The 15,829-nt window shown below is 61.3% G+C and carries 14 protein-coding genes; 2 read left to right on the top strand and 12 right to left on the bottom strand.

Annotation, left to right across the window (positions count from 1 at the left end; translation table 11 throughout):
• On the bottom strand, positions 1-1,084 hold a 1,084-nt coding region (locus tag AC1D17_RS21500), incomplete at its 3' end, for a hydantoinase/carbamoylase family amidase (RefSeq protein WP_477567342.1).
• Between the two features lie 149 nt (positions 1,085-1,233).
• On the opposite strand from AC1D17_RS21500, the gene AC1D17_RS21495 reads away from it, so the two are divergent.
• Positions 1,234-2,733, top strand: a complete 1,500-nt coding sequence (locus AC1D17_RS21495) for an aldehyde dehydrogenase family protein (RefSeq protein WP_477567341.1) — start codon at positions 1,234-1,236, stop codon at positions 2,731-2,733.
• Between the two features lie 92 nt (positions 2,734-2,825).
• Positions 2,826-4,532, top strand: a complete 1,707-nt coding sequence (locus AC1D17_RS21490; protein WP_477567340.1) for an amidohydrolase — start codon at positions 2,826-2,828, stop codon at positions 4,530-4,532.
• Between the two features lie 3 nt (positions 4,533-4,535).
• On the opposite strand, the gene AC1D17_RS21485 is transcribed toward AC1D17_RS21490, so the two are convergent.
• The 11 genes from AC1D17_RS21485 to AC1D17_RS21435 all read right to left on the bottom strand — a co-directional run bounded on the left by AC1D17_RS21485 (position 4,536) and on the right by AC1D17_RS21435 (position 15,816).
• On the bottom strand, positions 4,536-5,309 hold the full coding sequence (locus AC1D17_RS21485) for a helix-turn-helix transcriptional regulator (protein ID WP_477567339.1): 774 nt from the start codon (positions 5,307-5,309) through the stop codon (positions 4,536-4,538).
• A 42-nt stretch (positions 5,310-5,351) separates the two neighbouring features.
• Positions 5,352-6,368, bottom strand: coding sequence for an agmatine deiminase family protein (locus AC1D17_RS21480; protein ID WP_477567338.1), 1,017 nt, complete (start codon positions 6,366-6,368; stop codon positions 5,352-5,354).
• Positions 6,369-6,463: 95 nt separating this feature from the next.
• On the bottom strand, positions 6,464-7,342 hold the full coding sequence (aguB, locus tag AC1D17_RS21475) for an N-carbamoylputrescine amidase (protein ID WP_477567337.1): 879 nt from the start codon (positions 7,340-7,342) through the stop codon (positions 6,464-6,466).
• 12 nt (positions 7,343-7,354) lie between these two features.
• Positions 7,355-8,764, bottom strand: a complete 1,410-nt coding sequence (locus AC1D17_RS21470) for an aminotransferase (protein ID WP_477567336.1) — start codon at positions 8,762-8,764, stop codon at positions 7,355-7,357.
• A gap of 51 nt (positions 8,765-8,815) precedes the next feature.
• On the bottom strand, positions 8,816-9,844 hold the full coding sequence (locus tag AC1D17_RS21465; protein WP_477567335.1) for an extracellular solute-binding protein: 1,029 nt from the start codon (positions 9,842-9,844) through the stop codon (positions 8,816-8,818).
• Positions 9,845-9,894: 50 nt separating this feature from the next.
• A complete protein-coding gene (locus AC1D17_RS21460; RefSeq protein ID WP_477567334.1) occupies positions 9,895-10,698 on the bottom strand; it encodes an ABC transporter permease in 804 nt (267 codons plus the stop codon).
• 12 nt (positions 10,699-10,710) lie between these two features.
• Positions 10,711-11,622, bottom strand: coding sequence for an ABC transporter permease (locus AC1D17_RS21455; RefSeq protein WP_477567333.1), 912 nt, complete (start codon positions 11,620-11,622; stop codon positions 10,711-10,713).
• The gene (locus AC1D17_RS21450) at positions 11,619-12,803 is read right to left on the bottom strand and encodes an ABC transporter ATP-binding protein (protein WP_477567332.1); all 1,185 of its coding nucleotides are present in this window, start codon (positions 12,801-12,803) and stop codon (positions 11,619-11,621) included. The genes AC1D17_RS21455 and AC1D17_RS21450 overlap by 4 nt, the downstream gene beginning before the upstream one ends.
• Positions 12,804-13,080: 277 nt before the next feature.
• Positions 13,081-13,845 (bottom strand): ABC transporter permease, encoded by a 765-nt coding sequence (locus AC1D17_RS21445; RefSeq protein WP_477567331.1) that lies wholly within the window; start codon positions 13,843-13,845, stop codon positions 13,081-13,083.
• A 7-nt stretch (positions 13,846-13,852) separates the two neighbouring features.
• Complete coding sequence (locus tag AC1D17_RS21440; RefSeq protein ID WP_477567330.1) at positions 13,853-14,653, bottom strand: ABC transporter permease; 801 nt, start codon at positions 14,651-14,653, stop codon at positions 13,853-13,855.
• Positions 14,654-14,706: 53 nt separating this feature from the next.
• Positions 14,707-15,816, bottom strand: coding sequence for an ABC transporter substrate-binding protein (locus tag AC1D17_RS21435; protein ID WP_477567329.1), 1,110 nt, complete (start codon positions 15,814-15,816; stop codon positions 14,707-14,709).
• Positions 15,817-15,829: the final 13 nt, after the last annotated feature.

Genomic DNA, 15,829 nt, shown 5'->3' with positions numbered 1-15,829 from the left:
GGTTGAAGGCATCGTGGCCGGCGCCGGAGACGATGGGCTGGAACGGCAGGTGGCGTTCGGAAGCGCTCGCGCTGACCGCTTTGATCAGGGTTGCATCGAAGGTGATCACAGGCGAGTGCCAGATAGGCTGCGCCTGGAGTTCGACGTCGCTGCGAACGCACCGGAGTGTTTCTAGGCCATCCATCAAGTGGCTGTGCATGGCATCGAGAACCGCTTCGTCGGGATGCCGGAGATCGACGGTCATGCCGGCGCGGCCCGGCACGACGTTGATCGAGCCGGGAGACAAGCTGATCTGGCCGATAGTACAGCGGGCATTGCCGTCGGTCCGTCCGATGGCCTGCACCAGCTGGATCACCTGCATGAGCATCGGCACCGGGTCTTTGCGCAGCGCCATCGGCACTGGTCCGGCATGGGTTTCCTCGCCGAGCACTGTGATCTCATACCAGCGGATGCCCTGCCCGCCGGTAACGACACCAATGGTTTTCCCTGATGCTTCAAGGATCGGGCCCTGCTCGATATGCAGTTCGATATAACAATCGGCCTGGTGGAGGTCGGGCTGAGGCTCTCGATCATAGCCATGCCGGATTATTTCGTCGTTCAACGTGATGCCTGCAGCATCGCGGGCGGACAGCACATTTTCCAAGACAAGGGCGCCGCAGGCAACGCCTGATCCCATCATCGCGGGCTGGAACCGGCAGCCTTCCTCGTTGGTCCAGACACAAAGGTCGATCGGCCGCACGGTCCCGATGCGCCGGTCATCCAGCGTTTCCAGAACTTCGAGGCCGGCAAGCACGCCTAGCACGCCATCGAACCGGCCCCCTGTCGGCTGCGTATCGAGATGGCTGCCGATGAGCACCGGTGCGGCTTCGGGATCGCTCCCCGCGCGGCGGATGAAAAGATTGCCGATCCGGTCCTTGCGTATCCGGTAGCCTCGGGTGCGGCACCACTCTAGAAGCAGAGCGCGGCCTGCCTCGTCCTCATCCGACAGGGCCTGCCTGCAGGAGCCGTTTTCCGGGATGGGACCGATATCGGCCATCGCCATCAGCCGCGCCCACAGCCTGTTGCCATCGATTGAATGCTGCATGTCTGAACGTCCCTCGCCTTACGCCTCTTTTGATGCAAGGCCAGTTTTCCTGCCACGTCGCGGCGGCGCCAGTCACCCATGCGGGTGACTGTGGCCACACATGCCACCCCGCTACGATGCGGCCGATTTCATCAACGGGGAAACAGGACATGGACACTGCAGCGGACAGCAAATGGCATCGCATCGCCGAGACGATCCACCCCGAAACGCGGTTGCTGATCGATGGGCAATTCCGGGCGGCGGCGGATGGGGGAACCCTTGCCTCGATCAATCCGGCAAGTGGCGCCGTGATCGCCAATGTCACCTGTGGCAGCGCCGCAGATATCGAAGCGGCCTGCGACATCGCTGCCAAACGTTTCCGCCAGGGTGTCTGGTCGCGCATGGCCCTTAGAAAACGCGTCGACATTCTGACGCGGTTTGCCGATCTGATTGCCAGCAACCGCGATACCTTGGCGGTGCTCGATACGCTGGAAATGGGCAAGCCCATCGCGGAAATGTGCGCCATCGACGTGCCTGCCAGTGTTCTCACAATGCGCTTCATGGCCGAAAGCATCGACAAGATCGCCGGCAGCGTGCCGGTCACCAATTCGGATGTACTTCACTWCATCCTGCGCCAGCCGCTTGGCGTGGTCGGCTGCATCACGCCCTGGAACTATCCGTTGATGATGGCGGTCTGGAAGATCGCACCGGCCCTTGCCGCCGGAAACAGCGTGGTGCTGAAACCGGCCGAAGATACATCGCTGAGCGCGCTGGTGCTGGGCCGGCTTTTCCTGGAGGCCGGCGGGCCGGACGGGGTTTTCAACGTGGTGCCGGGGCGTGGCGGCGTTGCCGGACAGGCGCTGGCGATGTCGATGCAGGTCGACAAGATCGCCTTTACGGGGTCGACCGGGATAGGGCGGCAGATGTATCGCTATGTGGCGGATTCGAACCTCAAGGCGGTTTCCGCGGAACTCGGCGGCAAGTCGCCGCAAATCATCCTGCGCGATGTGGAGGATCTGTCAGCGGTGGCGGAAAAGGTCGCCGATGGGCTGTTCGGCAATCAGGGTGAAGTCTGCTCGGCCGGTTCGCGCATCCTGGTGGACCGGGCCATTCACGATGAATTCTGCAACCTGCTGGTTGGCCATGCTGCGCGAAAATACCGGCCGGGCGATCCACTCGATCCGGCGACGACCATGGGCCCGCTGGTCAACAAGGCCCATCACGGGCGCGTGCGCGGTTACATCGACAGCGCCAGGGCGGATGGGGCGACGGCTGTACTTGGCGGCGGCAGCCCGGGAACGGAACTGTCATGCTTCGTGGAGCCCACGCTGTTCACCGGCGTCGAAGGCCATATGAAGATCGCGCGCGAAGAGGTTTTTGGCCCCGTCGGCGCAATCATTCCCCACGACGGAGCGGAGGACGCGGTCAGGATTGCCAATGACAATCCCTATGGTCTCGCCGCCGGTGTCTGGACGTCCAACCTCGGCGCCGCACACCGCATCGCCCGCGATCTCGAATGCGGCATGGTCTGGGTTAACGGCTATATGAACGGCGACATGAGCCAGCCGTGGGGAGGTTGGAAGCTTTCCGGCCACGGGCGTGACAAATGCCTGCAAGCCCTGATCGACAGTACCCAGTCGAAATCCGTCTGGGTGACGCTCGACAGTTGATCGCAAGGACGGTCACGGCACACCCGAGACTGAGAATGGACGGAAGACGCGGGCGTGATAATCACTGAGGCAGATGTGAAAGGAACCATCCCGTGACGAGAGATGTAAAGCGAACGATGCGGTCTTTGACCGGCCTATTGCTGGTAGCCTCTGCTCTTTGCAGCGCGGGTACTGTCGCAGCCGAAACGACCGTCATCACCAATGCCAGGGTTCACATGATGAACCGCGAGGCGCCGCTCGCCGATACGGTGGCGATTGACGAGAATGGCGTGATCATAGCGGTCGGCAGCCAGGATGCGGTTCTGGCGAAGGTTGGCGATGGCGCAAAGACCGTCGACCTCGGCGGTAAGGCGCTGCTGCCCGGTTTCCAGGATGCGCATGTGCATCTCATCGAGGCGGGCGTGAACRGCATTCTGTGCGAATTCGAGCCCTTCGCCTCCCTCCAAGAAACCGAGGATACGCTCCACGACTGCGCCGGAGAAAGCAAGGGCGAGTGGATCCTTGGTTCTGGCGTCAGCATGACCAATCTGCTCGACGAGACCGACAACCCCGTCGCCGTGCTCGACAAGATTTCCAGCGAGCGGCCGATCCTGATCCTCGACGATATCGGGCACGGCGCCTGGGCCAACACTGTTGCCCTGAGGGCCGCCGGCTACGATACGATCAAGGGCAATCCAGCCGGCGGCGTCATCCTGCGCAATAAGAAGACCGGCGCACCAAACGGCATCGTGCTTGAAAACGCCCAGCAGAAGCTGCGCAACCTCGCCTTTCCCGACACGCCGGAGAATGTCGAGTTTGCCTATGAAAGCATGCTGCCGACGCTGAAGACGATGGCCGAAAATGGCATCACCACCGTCAGCGACGCGGGCGGTTTCTGGCCGCAGGGACATCTGAAAGCCTGGGAAATCGCCGAGAAGAAGGGGACTCTGACAGTCCGGGCCGCGAACGCAATCTATGTCTATCCCGACCTTCCCTTCGACGAGCAGGTTGCCAAGCTGACAAGCCTCTATAGCAACGACGAGGGCCGGCTGTTGAAGTTCAACCAGGCGAAAATCTACGTTGACGGCATTCTTGAGCAGCGCACCGGCGCCCTGCTTCAACCTTATCTCAAGGGGCCGGGAATCGACCACGGTTTCGACGAGGGCTTCCTCTATTTCGACGTGCCGACGCTCGACCGCTATTCGAAAGTGCTATCGGAAAAAGGCTTCAAGCTGCATTATCACGTGACGGGCGACCGGGGCGCGCGGCTTGCGCTCGATGCCATCGCCCAGTCCGATCCCAAGCCGGGTCCACACCGCCTCACGCACATCTATTTGCTCGACAAAGCCGATTATGGCCGGTTCAAGGAGACCGAAACCGTCGCTGATTTCCAGCTTGCGCCCAGTTCACTCGATCCGGAATACAACGATTTCATCCGCACGTTCATCGGTGATCGGGCCGATCACATGATGCCGGCCGGTACTCTTGAGAAGGACGGCACGACCGTGGTGATGAGCAGCGATTTCGATGCCGACGAGCTTTCGCCGCTGGTCAAGATTCAGACAGCCTTGCAGCGCCAGCAGGATGGCGCGCCGGATGTCGAAACTGCGGTGAAATGGATGACAATCAATCCGGCAAAGCTTTTAAACCAGGACGACAAGACCGGCAGCATCGAGCCGGGGAAATTGGCCGATCTCGTTGTGCTCGACCGGGATATTTTCGATATTCCGATTGCGGAAATCGGCGAAACGGCGGTCAAGGCGACCCTGCTGCAGGGCAAGCCGGTCTATGACGCGGACGGACTGTTTTCGGCGAACTGACACCTATCCGGATGCCCCGCCGAGCAGGAGCGAGAACAACTCGCCCTGCGAGGAGATGTCGAGCTTGGAATAGATGCGCTTGCGGTGAACCTTCACGGTTTCCGGACTGTTGCCGAGAATGCGAGCGATGCTCTTGGTCGAATGGCCCTTCAGCATCAGTCGGATGACTTCAGATTCCCGGGTGCTCACCTTCATTCGCGACAGCCGGTCGAAGACGATATCGGCCGCCGGTTCGCCATGCTCGGCCGCTGGCGCCGGCTGCGGCCAATGTTTGTGGCAGAGTTCGCAGATCACGGGCAACAGCGCATCGAGATGCGCCCGCGCCTCCGGCGCGACCCGGCATCCTTCGTGCCGCTTGCCCAGCGACAGCGCGATGGCGGTGCCCCTGGCACTGCCGACCAGCATCACAACCTCGTCGAAAAGGCCGGTTTCGGCATAAAACATGCGATAGTATTCGCTGGTGCGAAAGTCGTCCGGGGCGCACTCGTCGAGGCTCACCACCCGGTCGCCGGGGTCGCTCCGGAACAGGCTGTAGAACGGGTCGAGCAGATAGGCAAAGCCGAGATAGGGGCCGACCGTGCGCCTGGTGGCTTCCGGATCGAGGTCGCTATATAGCTGCAAGGGTGGCTGGTCCTCGGAAAAGACCGCGACGAACAGGCTGTCAAAACCATAGACACCGAGGCACAGGCGGCGTAGCGCATCCGGAAAGGCCGGGCTGCCAATCGCCGCCACGGCCTCGCCGATGGATTTCAACTGCTCAAACGGAAATCCGGTCATTCCCTGCCTTGCTGTCCCAGGCGCTGTCGCCGCCAATTCGGGTTAAAGCGGTTCCTGCTGGGTAATGCAATGGATGCCGCCGCCGCCGATGGCGATGGCGTCGATCCGGACCTCCCGCACCCTCCTGTCCGGAAACAGTGAACGGAACATCTGCCGCACCGTCGTATCGGACGCGATACCGTAGGACGGCATGATCACGCCGCCATTGACGAGGTATGAGTTCACATATGACCGGCAGAATTTCGGATGATCCGAAGGCGCATCCACCGCTTCGGGAACAGTAACGATGCGGATCGGCCGCCCCTTTGCATCGGTCTGGCCCTGCATCGCCTCGTAATTCAGGCGGATATAGTGGTTCCAATCGTCATCCTCCTCACCCGGGCTTTCCATCAAGACTACGCCGGGCGCGACGAAAACAGCGATGCCGTCGACATGACCGTCCGTCTCGTTCTCCAGCGGATTGCCGGGCAGCCAGATCACTTTTTCGCCGCCGAGCATATCGAGAAGCTCGCGCTCGATATCATCACGGCTCCAATCGGGATTGCGATTGCGGTTTGGAAAGCAAGTTTCAGTGGTAATGATCGTGCCTTCGCCATCGACGCTAAGGCCCCCGCCTTCAGCGATCAGGTTCGAAACGTAGGCAGCGGCCTCTGCCTTCTCCAGCACCAGTCCGGAGAACGCCGCATCGCCGTTGAATGGATGATATTTCCCACCCCAGGCGTTGAAACGGAAGCGTGCACCGGCGCGGGAACCGTCGGCTCCTTTCAAGAAACAGGGGCCGGCATCGCGCGCCCAGCTGTCGTCGATATCTGCTTCGATAAGGTCGATGGAGGGATCGAGAATGGCCCGCGCCTCGGCCATGTCCTCCGGACGAGCGGCCATGGTTACCGGCTCGAATTCGCGGATGGCATGGGCGACGGCCGCGTAGTCGCGACGGGTCGCCGCAATATCGTCCCAGACCTCATGACGGCAGGGCCACATCATCCACGTGCGCTTGTGCGTTTCCCATTCGGCCGGCATGCGAAAGCCGGCTTCGCGCGGTATCTGGTTCTTCATCATTCCATCGTCTCCTTGCCCGGCTAGCCCGTCTGCGTGATCACAGAATCGAGCCAAGTCCGGGTTCATCTCGATATTGTTCAATTTTGCCAATAATTTCAGGCGATTGCTGTTTGACCGTCAAGTGTCCGGATCGCACCGTAGAGATCGGGTCTGCGGTCTCGGTAGACGCCCCAGGCGCGGCGGTAGGCGCGAACTGCATCCAGATCGAAACGCGCCGTCACATAGGTCTCGTCGGTGCGGCTGGCTTCTGCAATGATCGCGCCGAGGTGATCGGCGATGAAAGAACGACCATAAAACAGCCCGCCGGTATTGCCCTCGACTTCATGACCGACGCGGTTGGAGGCGATGACCGGCACCATGTTAGCCGCCGCATGGCCCTGCATCGTGCGCTGCCAGTGGCCGGAACTGTCGAGCTCGGGATTGTTCTGCTCTGCCCCGATCGCCGTCGGGAAAAACAAAAGCTCCGCACCCTGCAGGGCCAGAACCCGGGCAGTCTCGGGAAACCACTGGTCCCAGCAGATGCCGCAGCCAATCCGCGCATATTTCGTATCGATCGCCCGGAAACCGGTGTCTCCGGGGCTGAAATAGAACTTTTCCTCATACCCCGGAGCCTGCGGGATATGGGACTTGCGGTAGTTCCACAGGATCTCGCCATCCGCATCGATGATGGCGAGCGAGTTGTAGTGCGCTGGTCCGGCCTTCTCGAAATAGGAGATCGGCAGCACGACGCCGAGCTCCTTCGCAACCGCGCGGAAATGGCGGACGGCCCGGTCCTCGCCAAGGCTGACGGCCAGATCGAGACGGGCATAATTCTGCTCCAGGCAGAAATAGGGCGTCTGGAACAGTTCCTGCAGCAGGATGATCTGGCCCCCGTCCTCATGGGCAAGCCGGATCAGTTCCTCGGCCTTCTGGATGTTTTCATCGATGTTCCAGCTGCAGGCCATCTGGGTCGCGGCAACAGTAATTTCGGTCATCTCTCTTGTTCCTCAGCCACGGCGGGACGCTGAGAAGGCGGCGATCGCCTCCGATATCGCTGATATAATCGTGTCGCATTCGGCTTCGCTGACGATCAGCGGCGGTGACAGGATGATGCGGTTGCCGACCGGGCGAACGATGACGCCGCGCTCGAYGCAGCCGTGGAAGATCGTCTCCGTCGCCTTTTCACAGGCGGGCAGCGCTTGCTTGGTGGCCTTGTCGGCAACCAGGTCGATGCCGAGCATCAGACCCGCGCCGCGGACATCGCCGACAATGTCATGGGCCAGCAGCGATTTCGAACGCTGCTGGAAGTAAGCGCCGGTCTTTGCGGAATGCGGCAGGAGCTTTTCCCGCTCCATGATGTCAATATTGGTCAGCGCAGCCGCGCAGGCGACCGGATGGCCGAAATAGGTGAGCCCCATCGAAAACACGCCACCTTCGCATTGCGGCCGGCTGATGACATTGTAGATTTCGTCGGAAATCAATGTGGCACCAAGCGGGATATAGCCAGATGTGATACCCTTGGCCGACACCAGAATATCCGGCTGGGTTTCGAAGAGCGCATCGGAGGCGAACCATTCGCCGAGACGGCCGAAGGCGGTCACTACCTCGTCGGCGATGTAGAGGATATCGTGGCGGCGGCAGACTGCCTGCATGCGTTTGTGATAGCCATTTGGCGCCACCAGAACACCCCCTGCCCCCATGATTGGTTCCGCAATGAAAGCCGCGACGTTCTGCGGACCGAGCTGGTCGATCCGCATCTCGAACTCCCGAACCAGCAGGTCGCAATAGGCATCTTCCGTCATGCCCTCCGGCCGGGCGTAACAATCGGCGGCGGAGATGTGGTGGATGAAATCCTCGCCGACCTGGGCAAAGCCATATTTCGTGCCGTGAATGCCGGTGAGCGCCGCCGCCACATAGGTCGCCCCATGGTAGGCATTGTTGCGGGAGATGATCTTGCGCTTTCCCGGCTTGCCGCGCATGGCGAAATAGAAGTGCACGATCCGGATTGCCGCATCGTTCGCCGTCGAGCCGCCGCAGGAATAGTAGACGTGATTGAGGCTGCCCGGCGAAAGGTCCGCCAGCCGGGCGCCCAACTCGGCGGCCGGTACATTGGCCGACGCGCCGAAGGGATTGTAATAGTCCATATCCATCACCTGCCGGGCGATGGCATCGGCCATCTCGCGGCGGCCGTGGCCGATGTTGACGCACCAGAGACCGGCAATGCCATCCAGCAACCGCCGCCCGGTGCTATCCGTGACGTACATGCCCTCGGCCTTTTCGATGATCTGGCTACCTGTCGCCGCGAAGGTCGAAAAGTCGGTATAGGGGTGCAGCACGTGATCCCGATCCTTTTCCCAAGCCGAGCGGCCGTTCGGCAAAGCGGGTGCGGAGGAGGGGACGGATTGAAGGATGGTCATTGGATATCTCCGGAAAAAGGCATGGGGTGTGGCTTGGCGCAGACCGCCGGGTCAGCGCAGAAGCTTGGTCCAGACGCGATCGTAAAGTTTGGTGGTGACGGGTGAGCAGGCCGAGAGGAATTCCGGCGCCGCGACGTCAGATGGCGGGTTGAGTTCGAGTGCTGCCGCCAGCGCCTTGTCGACAAAGGCTTCCGAGCCCTTGATACCGTTGGAATAGCGGGCGTAGTTGGTGATCATCGCCGCGTTTTCCGGGTCCATCACGAAATTGACCCAGAGCTTGGCGTTTTCGAGATCGGGTGCGCCCTTCGGCACGGCGACATTGTCCATCCAGCCGCTATAGCCTTCCTTCGGGTAGATATATTCGAGCGTCGGCTTCTCGTCCCGGGCGCGCATGGCGTAGCCGTTCCAGCTCATCGATACCGCGGCTTCGCCGGAAACCAGCAGTTCCTTGGTCTCAGAATTGTAACTCTTGACGAAGGGCTTCTGCGTCGAGAGCAGTTCGAGAACCGCCTTCATGTCCTCCGGGTTTTCATTGCAGCGCGGCTTGCCGAGATAGCGCAACGCCATGTTGATGACGTCGTTGACGTCGCGCAGCATGTTGATCTTGCCCTTCACCGTATCATCCGGTTCGAACAGGATCTTCAGAGAGGTGTCGGTATCCTTGACCACCGCGCGGTCGACCATGAAGCCGGTGGAACCCCAGGCCCAGGGGGCGGAATAGACGCGGCCCTTGTCCCAGAAGACATCGCGCCACTTCTCATCGACATTCCTATAGTTCGGCATATCAGCGGCGTTGATCGGCTCCAGCAGGTTCTCGCGCACCAGAATAGTCATCGTGTCATGGCCGGGAACGATGATGTCATAACCGCCCGCACCGGATTTGAGCTTGGCGAGCATGGTTTCCATCGAGTCGTAGGTATCGATGTGGACCTTGACGTCGTAGGCCTTCTCGAACTTCGCCACCATCTCGGGCGGGGTATATTCGCCCCAGGTGTAGATGAAGAGATCGCCGGCGGCGAAGGCGGGGCCGGCAAGAGCGGAGGCAAACAGGGCGGCAGTGAAGACGGTCGATGTTTTCATGGTCGTGTTCCCTTTTTCTTTTGTATGTCCATGTGTCGTTTCGTCAGGCGTCAGTGTTTGCGGCCAGCCTGTCCGAGCAATCCCGACAGCAGCACCAGCGCAGTGGAGGCAGCGAGCATCAGGGTGGAAATGGCGTTGACCTCGGGCGTCATGCCGAGACGCAGCATGCCGTAGATGTGGAGCGGCAGCGTTGTGGCTCCCGGCCCTGCGACGAGCGCTGTGATGATGAAATCGTCGAGCGAGATGATGAAGGCGAGCAGCCAGCCGGACAGCAGGCCGGGCACCAACAACGGTAGGGTGATCCTGAGAAACGCCTTTGCCGGCGAGGCATAGAGATCGGCGGCAGCCGACGACAGGGTCTCGTCCATGCCCTCCAGCCGCGCCTTGATCGGCAGGTAGGCGAAGGGGATGCAGAAGACGATATGAGCGAGCAGGATGGTGACGAAGCCAAGGCTGATGCCGACCGCGACGAAGAAGACCAACGAGGCGACGGCGGTGACGATCTCCGGCACCATCAACGGGAAGGTCAGGACGACATAAGCCCCCTCGGCGCCGCGCTTCGCCCGGTGATTGACCGTGGCGATAGCTGCACCAAGCGCCAGAACCGTCGCGATCGTCGCCGCCATGACGGCGATCAGCAGCGAGTTCAGGGCAGCTGTCTGGATATTCTGGTTGGAAAACACCGTCTGGTACCAACGGAAGGAAAAGCCCGTCCATTGACTGACGGAGCGGCCGTCGTTGAATGAATAGAGGGCGAGAAAGACGATCGGCGCGTAAAGAAAGAGGATACAGCCGACAGACAGGAAGCCGAAGCCGGAAAACGCGCGAAGATCTCGCATGCGGGCGGTGGACATGTCGGACCTCGTTCAGTTCAGCTGCTGGCGCGCGGCGCGCCGGGCAAGCCAGAGAAGGACGATCAGGGTGATGGTGAGCAGGATCATCGACAGAGCGGCGCCGAACGGCCAGTTGCGCGCCGCCTGGAACTGGGTGCCGATCAGATTGCCGATCATCAACGTCTTGCCGCCGCCGAGAATATCCGGGGCGAGATAGGAGCCGATCGAGGGAATGAAGACGAGCAGGCTGCCCGCGATCAGCCCCGGACGCATCACCGGCAGCACGATGCGGAAGAAAGCAATGCGCCGGCTGGCGTAGAGATCGTAGGCTGCTTCCAGAAGCCGAAAGTCGAAACGCTCGAAGGCGGAATAGAGCGGCAGAACCATAAACGGCAAGAAGGAATAGATCAGCCCCAGCGAGATGGCGAAGCCGTTATAGCTCAGCGGCAGGGGCTCGCTGATCAGGCCGAGATCGAGCAGGGCCGCGTTGACCGGCCCATCGCCGCGCAGCACGAACAATAGCGCGATGGTGCGGATCAAGAGGTTCACCCAGTAGGGTATGGTGACGAGGAATAGCCAGATGTTCTTGGTGCGATCAGAGCGCGTCGCGATGTAATAGGCCGTCGGCACGCTGATCAGCAGGCACAGGACGGTGGCGACAGCGGCCTGGAACACCGAGCGGGCGATGATGATCAGATAGTCCGGCGTAAAAGTCAGGCTGTCATCGAGGAAATCGCGCTCGAACAATATCTGGGTGTAGGCGTCCCCGGAAAACGCCCATTCCACGCCGCCATAGGGGGCTGCCACCAGAAAGGAGTAGGTGAACATGATGCAGATCGGCGCGACCATGAACACCAGAATGATGGTGAGCGACGGCCAGAGGAGCCCGGCATGGGCAAGGCCCGGCGGAATGCGTGAGGAAAGAGCGAGGGACCGGGCGCTCATGACAACAACACCTTGATGGAGCCAGGTTCGAACGCAATGTGGACCTGATCGCCCGGCGCAAAATCCTGCCTGCCACGCAGGCCGCCGCGGGGCGAACGGGCCGTCAGCGCCTGGTCTCCCGCACGCAGATGATACTCCACCGCGTTGCCGAGATAGGTGCGGTCGGAAACCACAGCCACTCCGCGCCCCTCGCCTTCGCCGGCGCTGAGCACAAGCCGCTCAGGTCGGATCGACAGCGAAACCGGCTGGCCGTGCGTAAGGTCCTGCGCGACGGTGGCATGGACCTGATCGAACCCTTCAATGTCGAGGATGGCCTCGCCGCCGGAACAACGCGCAACCCTTGCCTCGATCAGGTTGGATTCGCCGATGAAATCGGCGACGAAGCGGCTCTGCGGCTGTTCGTAGATGTCTTCCGGCGTTCCGACCTGCTGCAGGCAGCCATTGTTGATGACGGCGACACGGTCGCTCATCGCCAGCGCCTCCTCCTGGTCATGGGTGACGAAGACGAAGGTGATGCCGGTTTCCCGCTGCAGCGATTTCAGCTCCAGCCGCATTTTTTGCCGCAGTTTCAAGTCAAGCGCCGACAGGGGTTCGTCGAGCAGCAGCAGTTTCGGTTGAGGAGCAAGTGCACGGGCAAGCGCAACGCGCTGGCGCTGGCCGCCCGACATCGTGTCCGGCTTGCGATCGGCATAGTCGGCCATATGCACGAGATCGAGCATCTTCTCGACAGTCCGCTCGATCTCGGCGCGAGGCTTGCCAAGCATTTCGAGGCCGAAAGCGATGTTGCGGCGAACCGTCATGTGCGGGAACAGGGCATATTGCTGGAAGACGGTGTTGACCGGACGTGCTTCCGGCGGCAGGGCGCTGACGTCCTCGCCGAAGATGCGGCAGGCGCCCGAGGTCAGCGTTTCGAAGCCGCCGAGGATGCGCAGCAGCGTGGTCTTGCCGCAGCCGGAGGGGCCGAGCAGCGTGAAGAACTCATTGGCGCGAATGGCGAGATTGAAATCCTTCAGCGCTTCGTGAGCGCGGGGCGTGCCGGCATTGTAGGTCTTGCAAAGACTTCTGACCTCGGCGGCAACGGTATTCGGATGCGGCACCGGATCGTGGCCTGCCGCCATCGTCTGTGCGATGCTGGGCTCGGCCTGCGGTATCGGGTTCGGGTGTGCAATGGCGCGCTGCATGGTTCTCCTCCACTCTGCCGAAGGGAGCGGCGTGATACCGTTCGGCATGGGATGGACTATGCGTGGCACCGGCCCGGGACGTGAGTCCCCCAGAGGGGGTACCACCAACGGGGCGTGGCCATTGGCGTTCAACACGCCAAAACGAGAGAGGCGGCCCTATCGGCCGCCTTTAAGAAAGTGACGTCATCCAGCTCCGGAATTGGAGCCGCGGGGCGGTTTCACCTGCGGATACACTGATCGGCCTACATCGCGAACGTCGGCGGAATTGTCACCGTTCTCATGCCTCTGCTTTCCGGAAGATGACGACCAGCGTCGTCGCCACGATCATGATCACGGAGATGGCCGCAACCGTAGGATCGAGGTCCAGCCGCAGATTGTCCCATATTCGCTTCGGCAACGTGATGACGTTGACGCCGCTGACGAACAGCGTCACCGAACTCTCCTCCCACGACATGACCAGACTGACGAACCAGGACGCAAAGAGACCAAAGCGCATGTTCGGAAGGATCACCCGGAATATCGACTGGGCTTGCGTCGCCCCGAGGTTGCGCGCCGCGAGATCAAGGTTCCTGTCCAATCGGCTGAGCGCGCTCAGGATCGCAATCACCGAGAAGGGCACGATCATCACCACGTGGGAAATGACCAGTCCCGCCACCGTATCCAACAGCCCGACGCGCGCCAGAAGGAAATAGAGCGCGACCGCCGAGGCGACCGGAGGAACGACGATCGGCAGAAGCACCAGGCCGATCAACAGACGCCCGCTCGCAGGCCGGCGCAGCCAGATGCCGACGCCAAACGCTGTTGCCAGAGCCGTTGCGATGACGCTCGAAAGAAGGGCGACAAGCGTGCTCGTGCCGATACTGGCAAGCCAGGTATCGGGATCGAAAAGAGCCAGGTAGTGCCTCAGCGAATACTCCCCGTCCGGCATCGACAGAAACCGCTTGGCGGTGAAGGAAAATGGGATGACGGCGGCCAAGGGCAATAGCAGGAAGATACCTGCCGCGCCGGCACACAGGCCGCCAAGACGTGATTTGCCAAACATGGGCTACCTACCGGGACATGAGTTGTTCGATGCGCATGACGCGCTGCGATATCCACAGGATGGCGAAGACGAAGACGAGGAGGATGACGCCAAGCGCTGCGCCAAGACCCCAGTTCGCCGTCTGGAACATCTGCACGAAAACCGATTCCGCCGTCATGATGACCCGGCCTCCGCCGAGGATCATCGGCGTGACGAAGAAGCCGAGCGAAAAGATGAACGTCATCGCCAGCGCGGAAAACACACCGGGCAAGGACAAAGGCAGGTAAATCCGCCAGAACACGCCGGTTGGCCTGGAACCGAGGCCGAGGGCTGCAAGAAGCACGCGCCTGTCGATCTTGCGCATGACCGAGGCCATCGGCAGGACGGCGAACGGGATCATGAAATGGGCCATCCCGATGATCACCGACACGGCGTTTCTGCCGGTTTCCAGCTTGCCCGGAAAAAGGCCGAGCGCGTTTGCGAGATCGCTTGCAAGACCATTGTTGCGCAGGATCACCACCCACCCGAAGGCCCGGACGAGCACCGATATCCAGAACGGAATGAAGATGCTAACCTCGATCAGCCGGCTGCGCAGCGGGCTGCCCATGACCCAGTAATAGGCCAGCAGATAGGCGATCGGCATGGTAATGGCCGTACTGACGAGGCAAATCCACAATGTCCGGAAGAAGATCATCTGGAAGTCCGCACCGGCAAAGATACGGACATAGTTGTGGAGACCCCATTCGGGCCTGGAGATGCTCCACAACGTCACGCCGGCAAAGGGCAGCACGTAGGCGAGGACCAGGATGACCGGCAATGCCCAGAGCATCGCCAGCGATCCGGTTATCGCGGGGCGCGCGATCGGTCTGAAGGGCGCCGGTATCATGACGCGGTCATGGCCAGATATTTATCAAGTGCCGCATCGGCGCGGGCCGCATACCAGTCCATGTCCATCAGGACCTGCACCGCCATGTTCTCCTTGGAACTGCAATCTAGCCGTTGCAATTCCGGCGGCACGAGATCATGGGCGAGCGGATTGACGGGGCCGCAGCCGAGGTTACGCAGCAGTTCGACCTGGCGCGTGGGGTCCTGGCAGTAGCGGATGAAGTCCATCGCCCGGCCGGAACCGGCTGGGTTGCCCTTGATGACGGCCCAGCCCGATGGCGCGAGAATACCCTCAGCGTAGGTCCAGCTGACGTCGCCACCCGTATCCTTTTCCACCAGGTTGGCGCGCGTATGCCACATCAATGCCATCGACGCTTCGCCATCGCGCATCAGTTGCTGGCTTTCCGCGCCCGAGTCCCAGAAGCTGACGATATGCGGCTTGATCTCGTTGAGCTTCCTGATGGCGCGGTCCTCATCCAGCGGATAGAGCTTGTCCACCGGAACGCCGTCGGCGAGAAGCGCTGCCTCCAGGCATCCCGACATCCATTTGTAGAGCGACCGCTTGCCCGGGAATTTTTCGACATCCCAGAAATCGGCCCAGGATTTGGGCGGATTGGCACCAAATTTCTTGGCGTCATAGGCAATGACGTAACTGAGGAAATAGTTGGCGACGCTGTATTCATAGGCGAAGCCGGGATGGACCTTGGCGCGGTCGACGACCGTGTAATCAATCGGTTCGATCATTCCCTCTTCCCCGAGCGACTTGGTCGCGCCGGGATCGCAATCGCAGACGTCCCAGGTGACCGAGCCGCTTTCGAACTGCGCCTTCATCGCGCCCTTGGTCGGTCCCGATCCGTCGATCTTCACCGTGACGCCTTCTTTCTCCGAGTAGCTGCCAGTCAGCGCCGCCTCGAAAGCGGCAATGGCATCGCCTCCCCAGTTGGTCACGACCAGCTGGCCATCGGCCGCGCGCGCCGGCCGGCCGCCAAGGGCAGGCACGACGCCCAGCATGACAAGACCGGCGAGGAAGGATCGCCTGTCAATCTGACCGGACGAATGACGGTGTTTCAGCAGTTCAAGGCATTCCGACTTCAGATCGCTGTTCATGCCATTTCCCCTT

This window comes from Pararhizobium sp. P1_E7, from assembly GCF_056405855.1.
Note: the sequence above shows the minus strand (reverse complement) of the source record. Positions and strands in the feature narration are given on the sequence as shown.

Coding starts and splice junctions, on each gene's coding strand:
- AC1D17_RS21485 (WP_477567339.1), bottom strand. CDS start 5,309: ATGACCGGATTTCCGTTTGAGCAGTTGAAATCCATCGGCGAGGCCGTG.
- AC1D17_RS21480 (WP_477567338.1), bottom strand. CDS start 6,368: ATGATGAAGAACCAGATACCGCGCGAAGCCGGCTTTCGCATGCCGGCC.
- aguB (WP_477567337.1), bottom strand. CDS start 7,342: ATGACCGAAATTACTGTTGCCGCGACCCAGATGGCCTGCAGCTGGAAC.
- AC1D17_RS21465 (WP_477567335.1), bottom strand. CDS start 9,844: ATGAAAACATCGACCGTCTTCACTGCCGCCCTGTTTGCCTCCGCTCTT.
- AC1D17_RS21460 (WP_477567334.1), bottom strand. CDS start 10,698: ATGTCCACCGCCCGCATGCGAGATCTTCGCGCGTTTTCCGGCTTCGGC.
- AC1D17_RS21455 (WP_477567333.1), bottom strand. CDS start 11,622: ATGAGCGCCCGGTCCCTCGCTCTTTCCTCACGCATTCCGCCGGGCCTT.
- AC1D17_RS21450 (WP_477567332.1), bottom strand. CDS start 12,803: ATGCAGCGCGCCATTGCACACCCGAACCCGATACCGCAGGCCGAGCCC.
- AC1D17_RS21445 (WP_477567331.1), bottom strand. CDS start 13,845: ATGTTTGGCAAATCACGTCTTGGCGGCCTGTGTGCCGGCGCGGCAGGT.
- AC1D17_RS21440 (WP_477567330.1), bottom strand. CDS start 14,653: ATGCTCTGGGCATTGCCGGTCATCCTGGTCCTCGCCTACGTGCTGCCC.
- AC1D17_RS21435 (WP_477567329.1), bottom strand. CDS start 15,816: ATGAACAGCGATCTGAAGTCGGAATGCCTTGAACTGCTGAAACACCGT.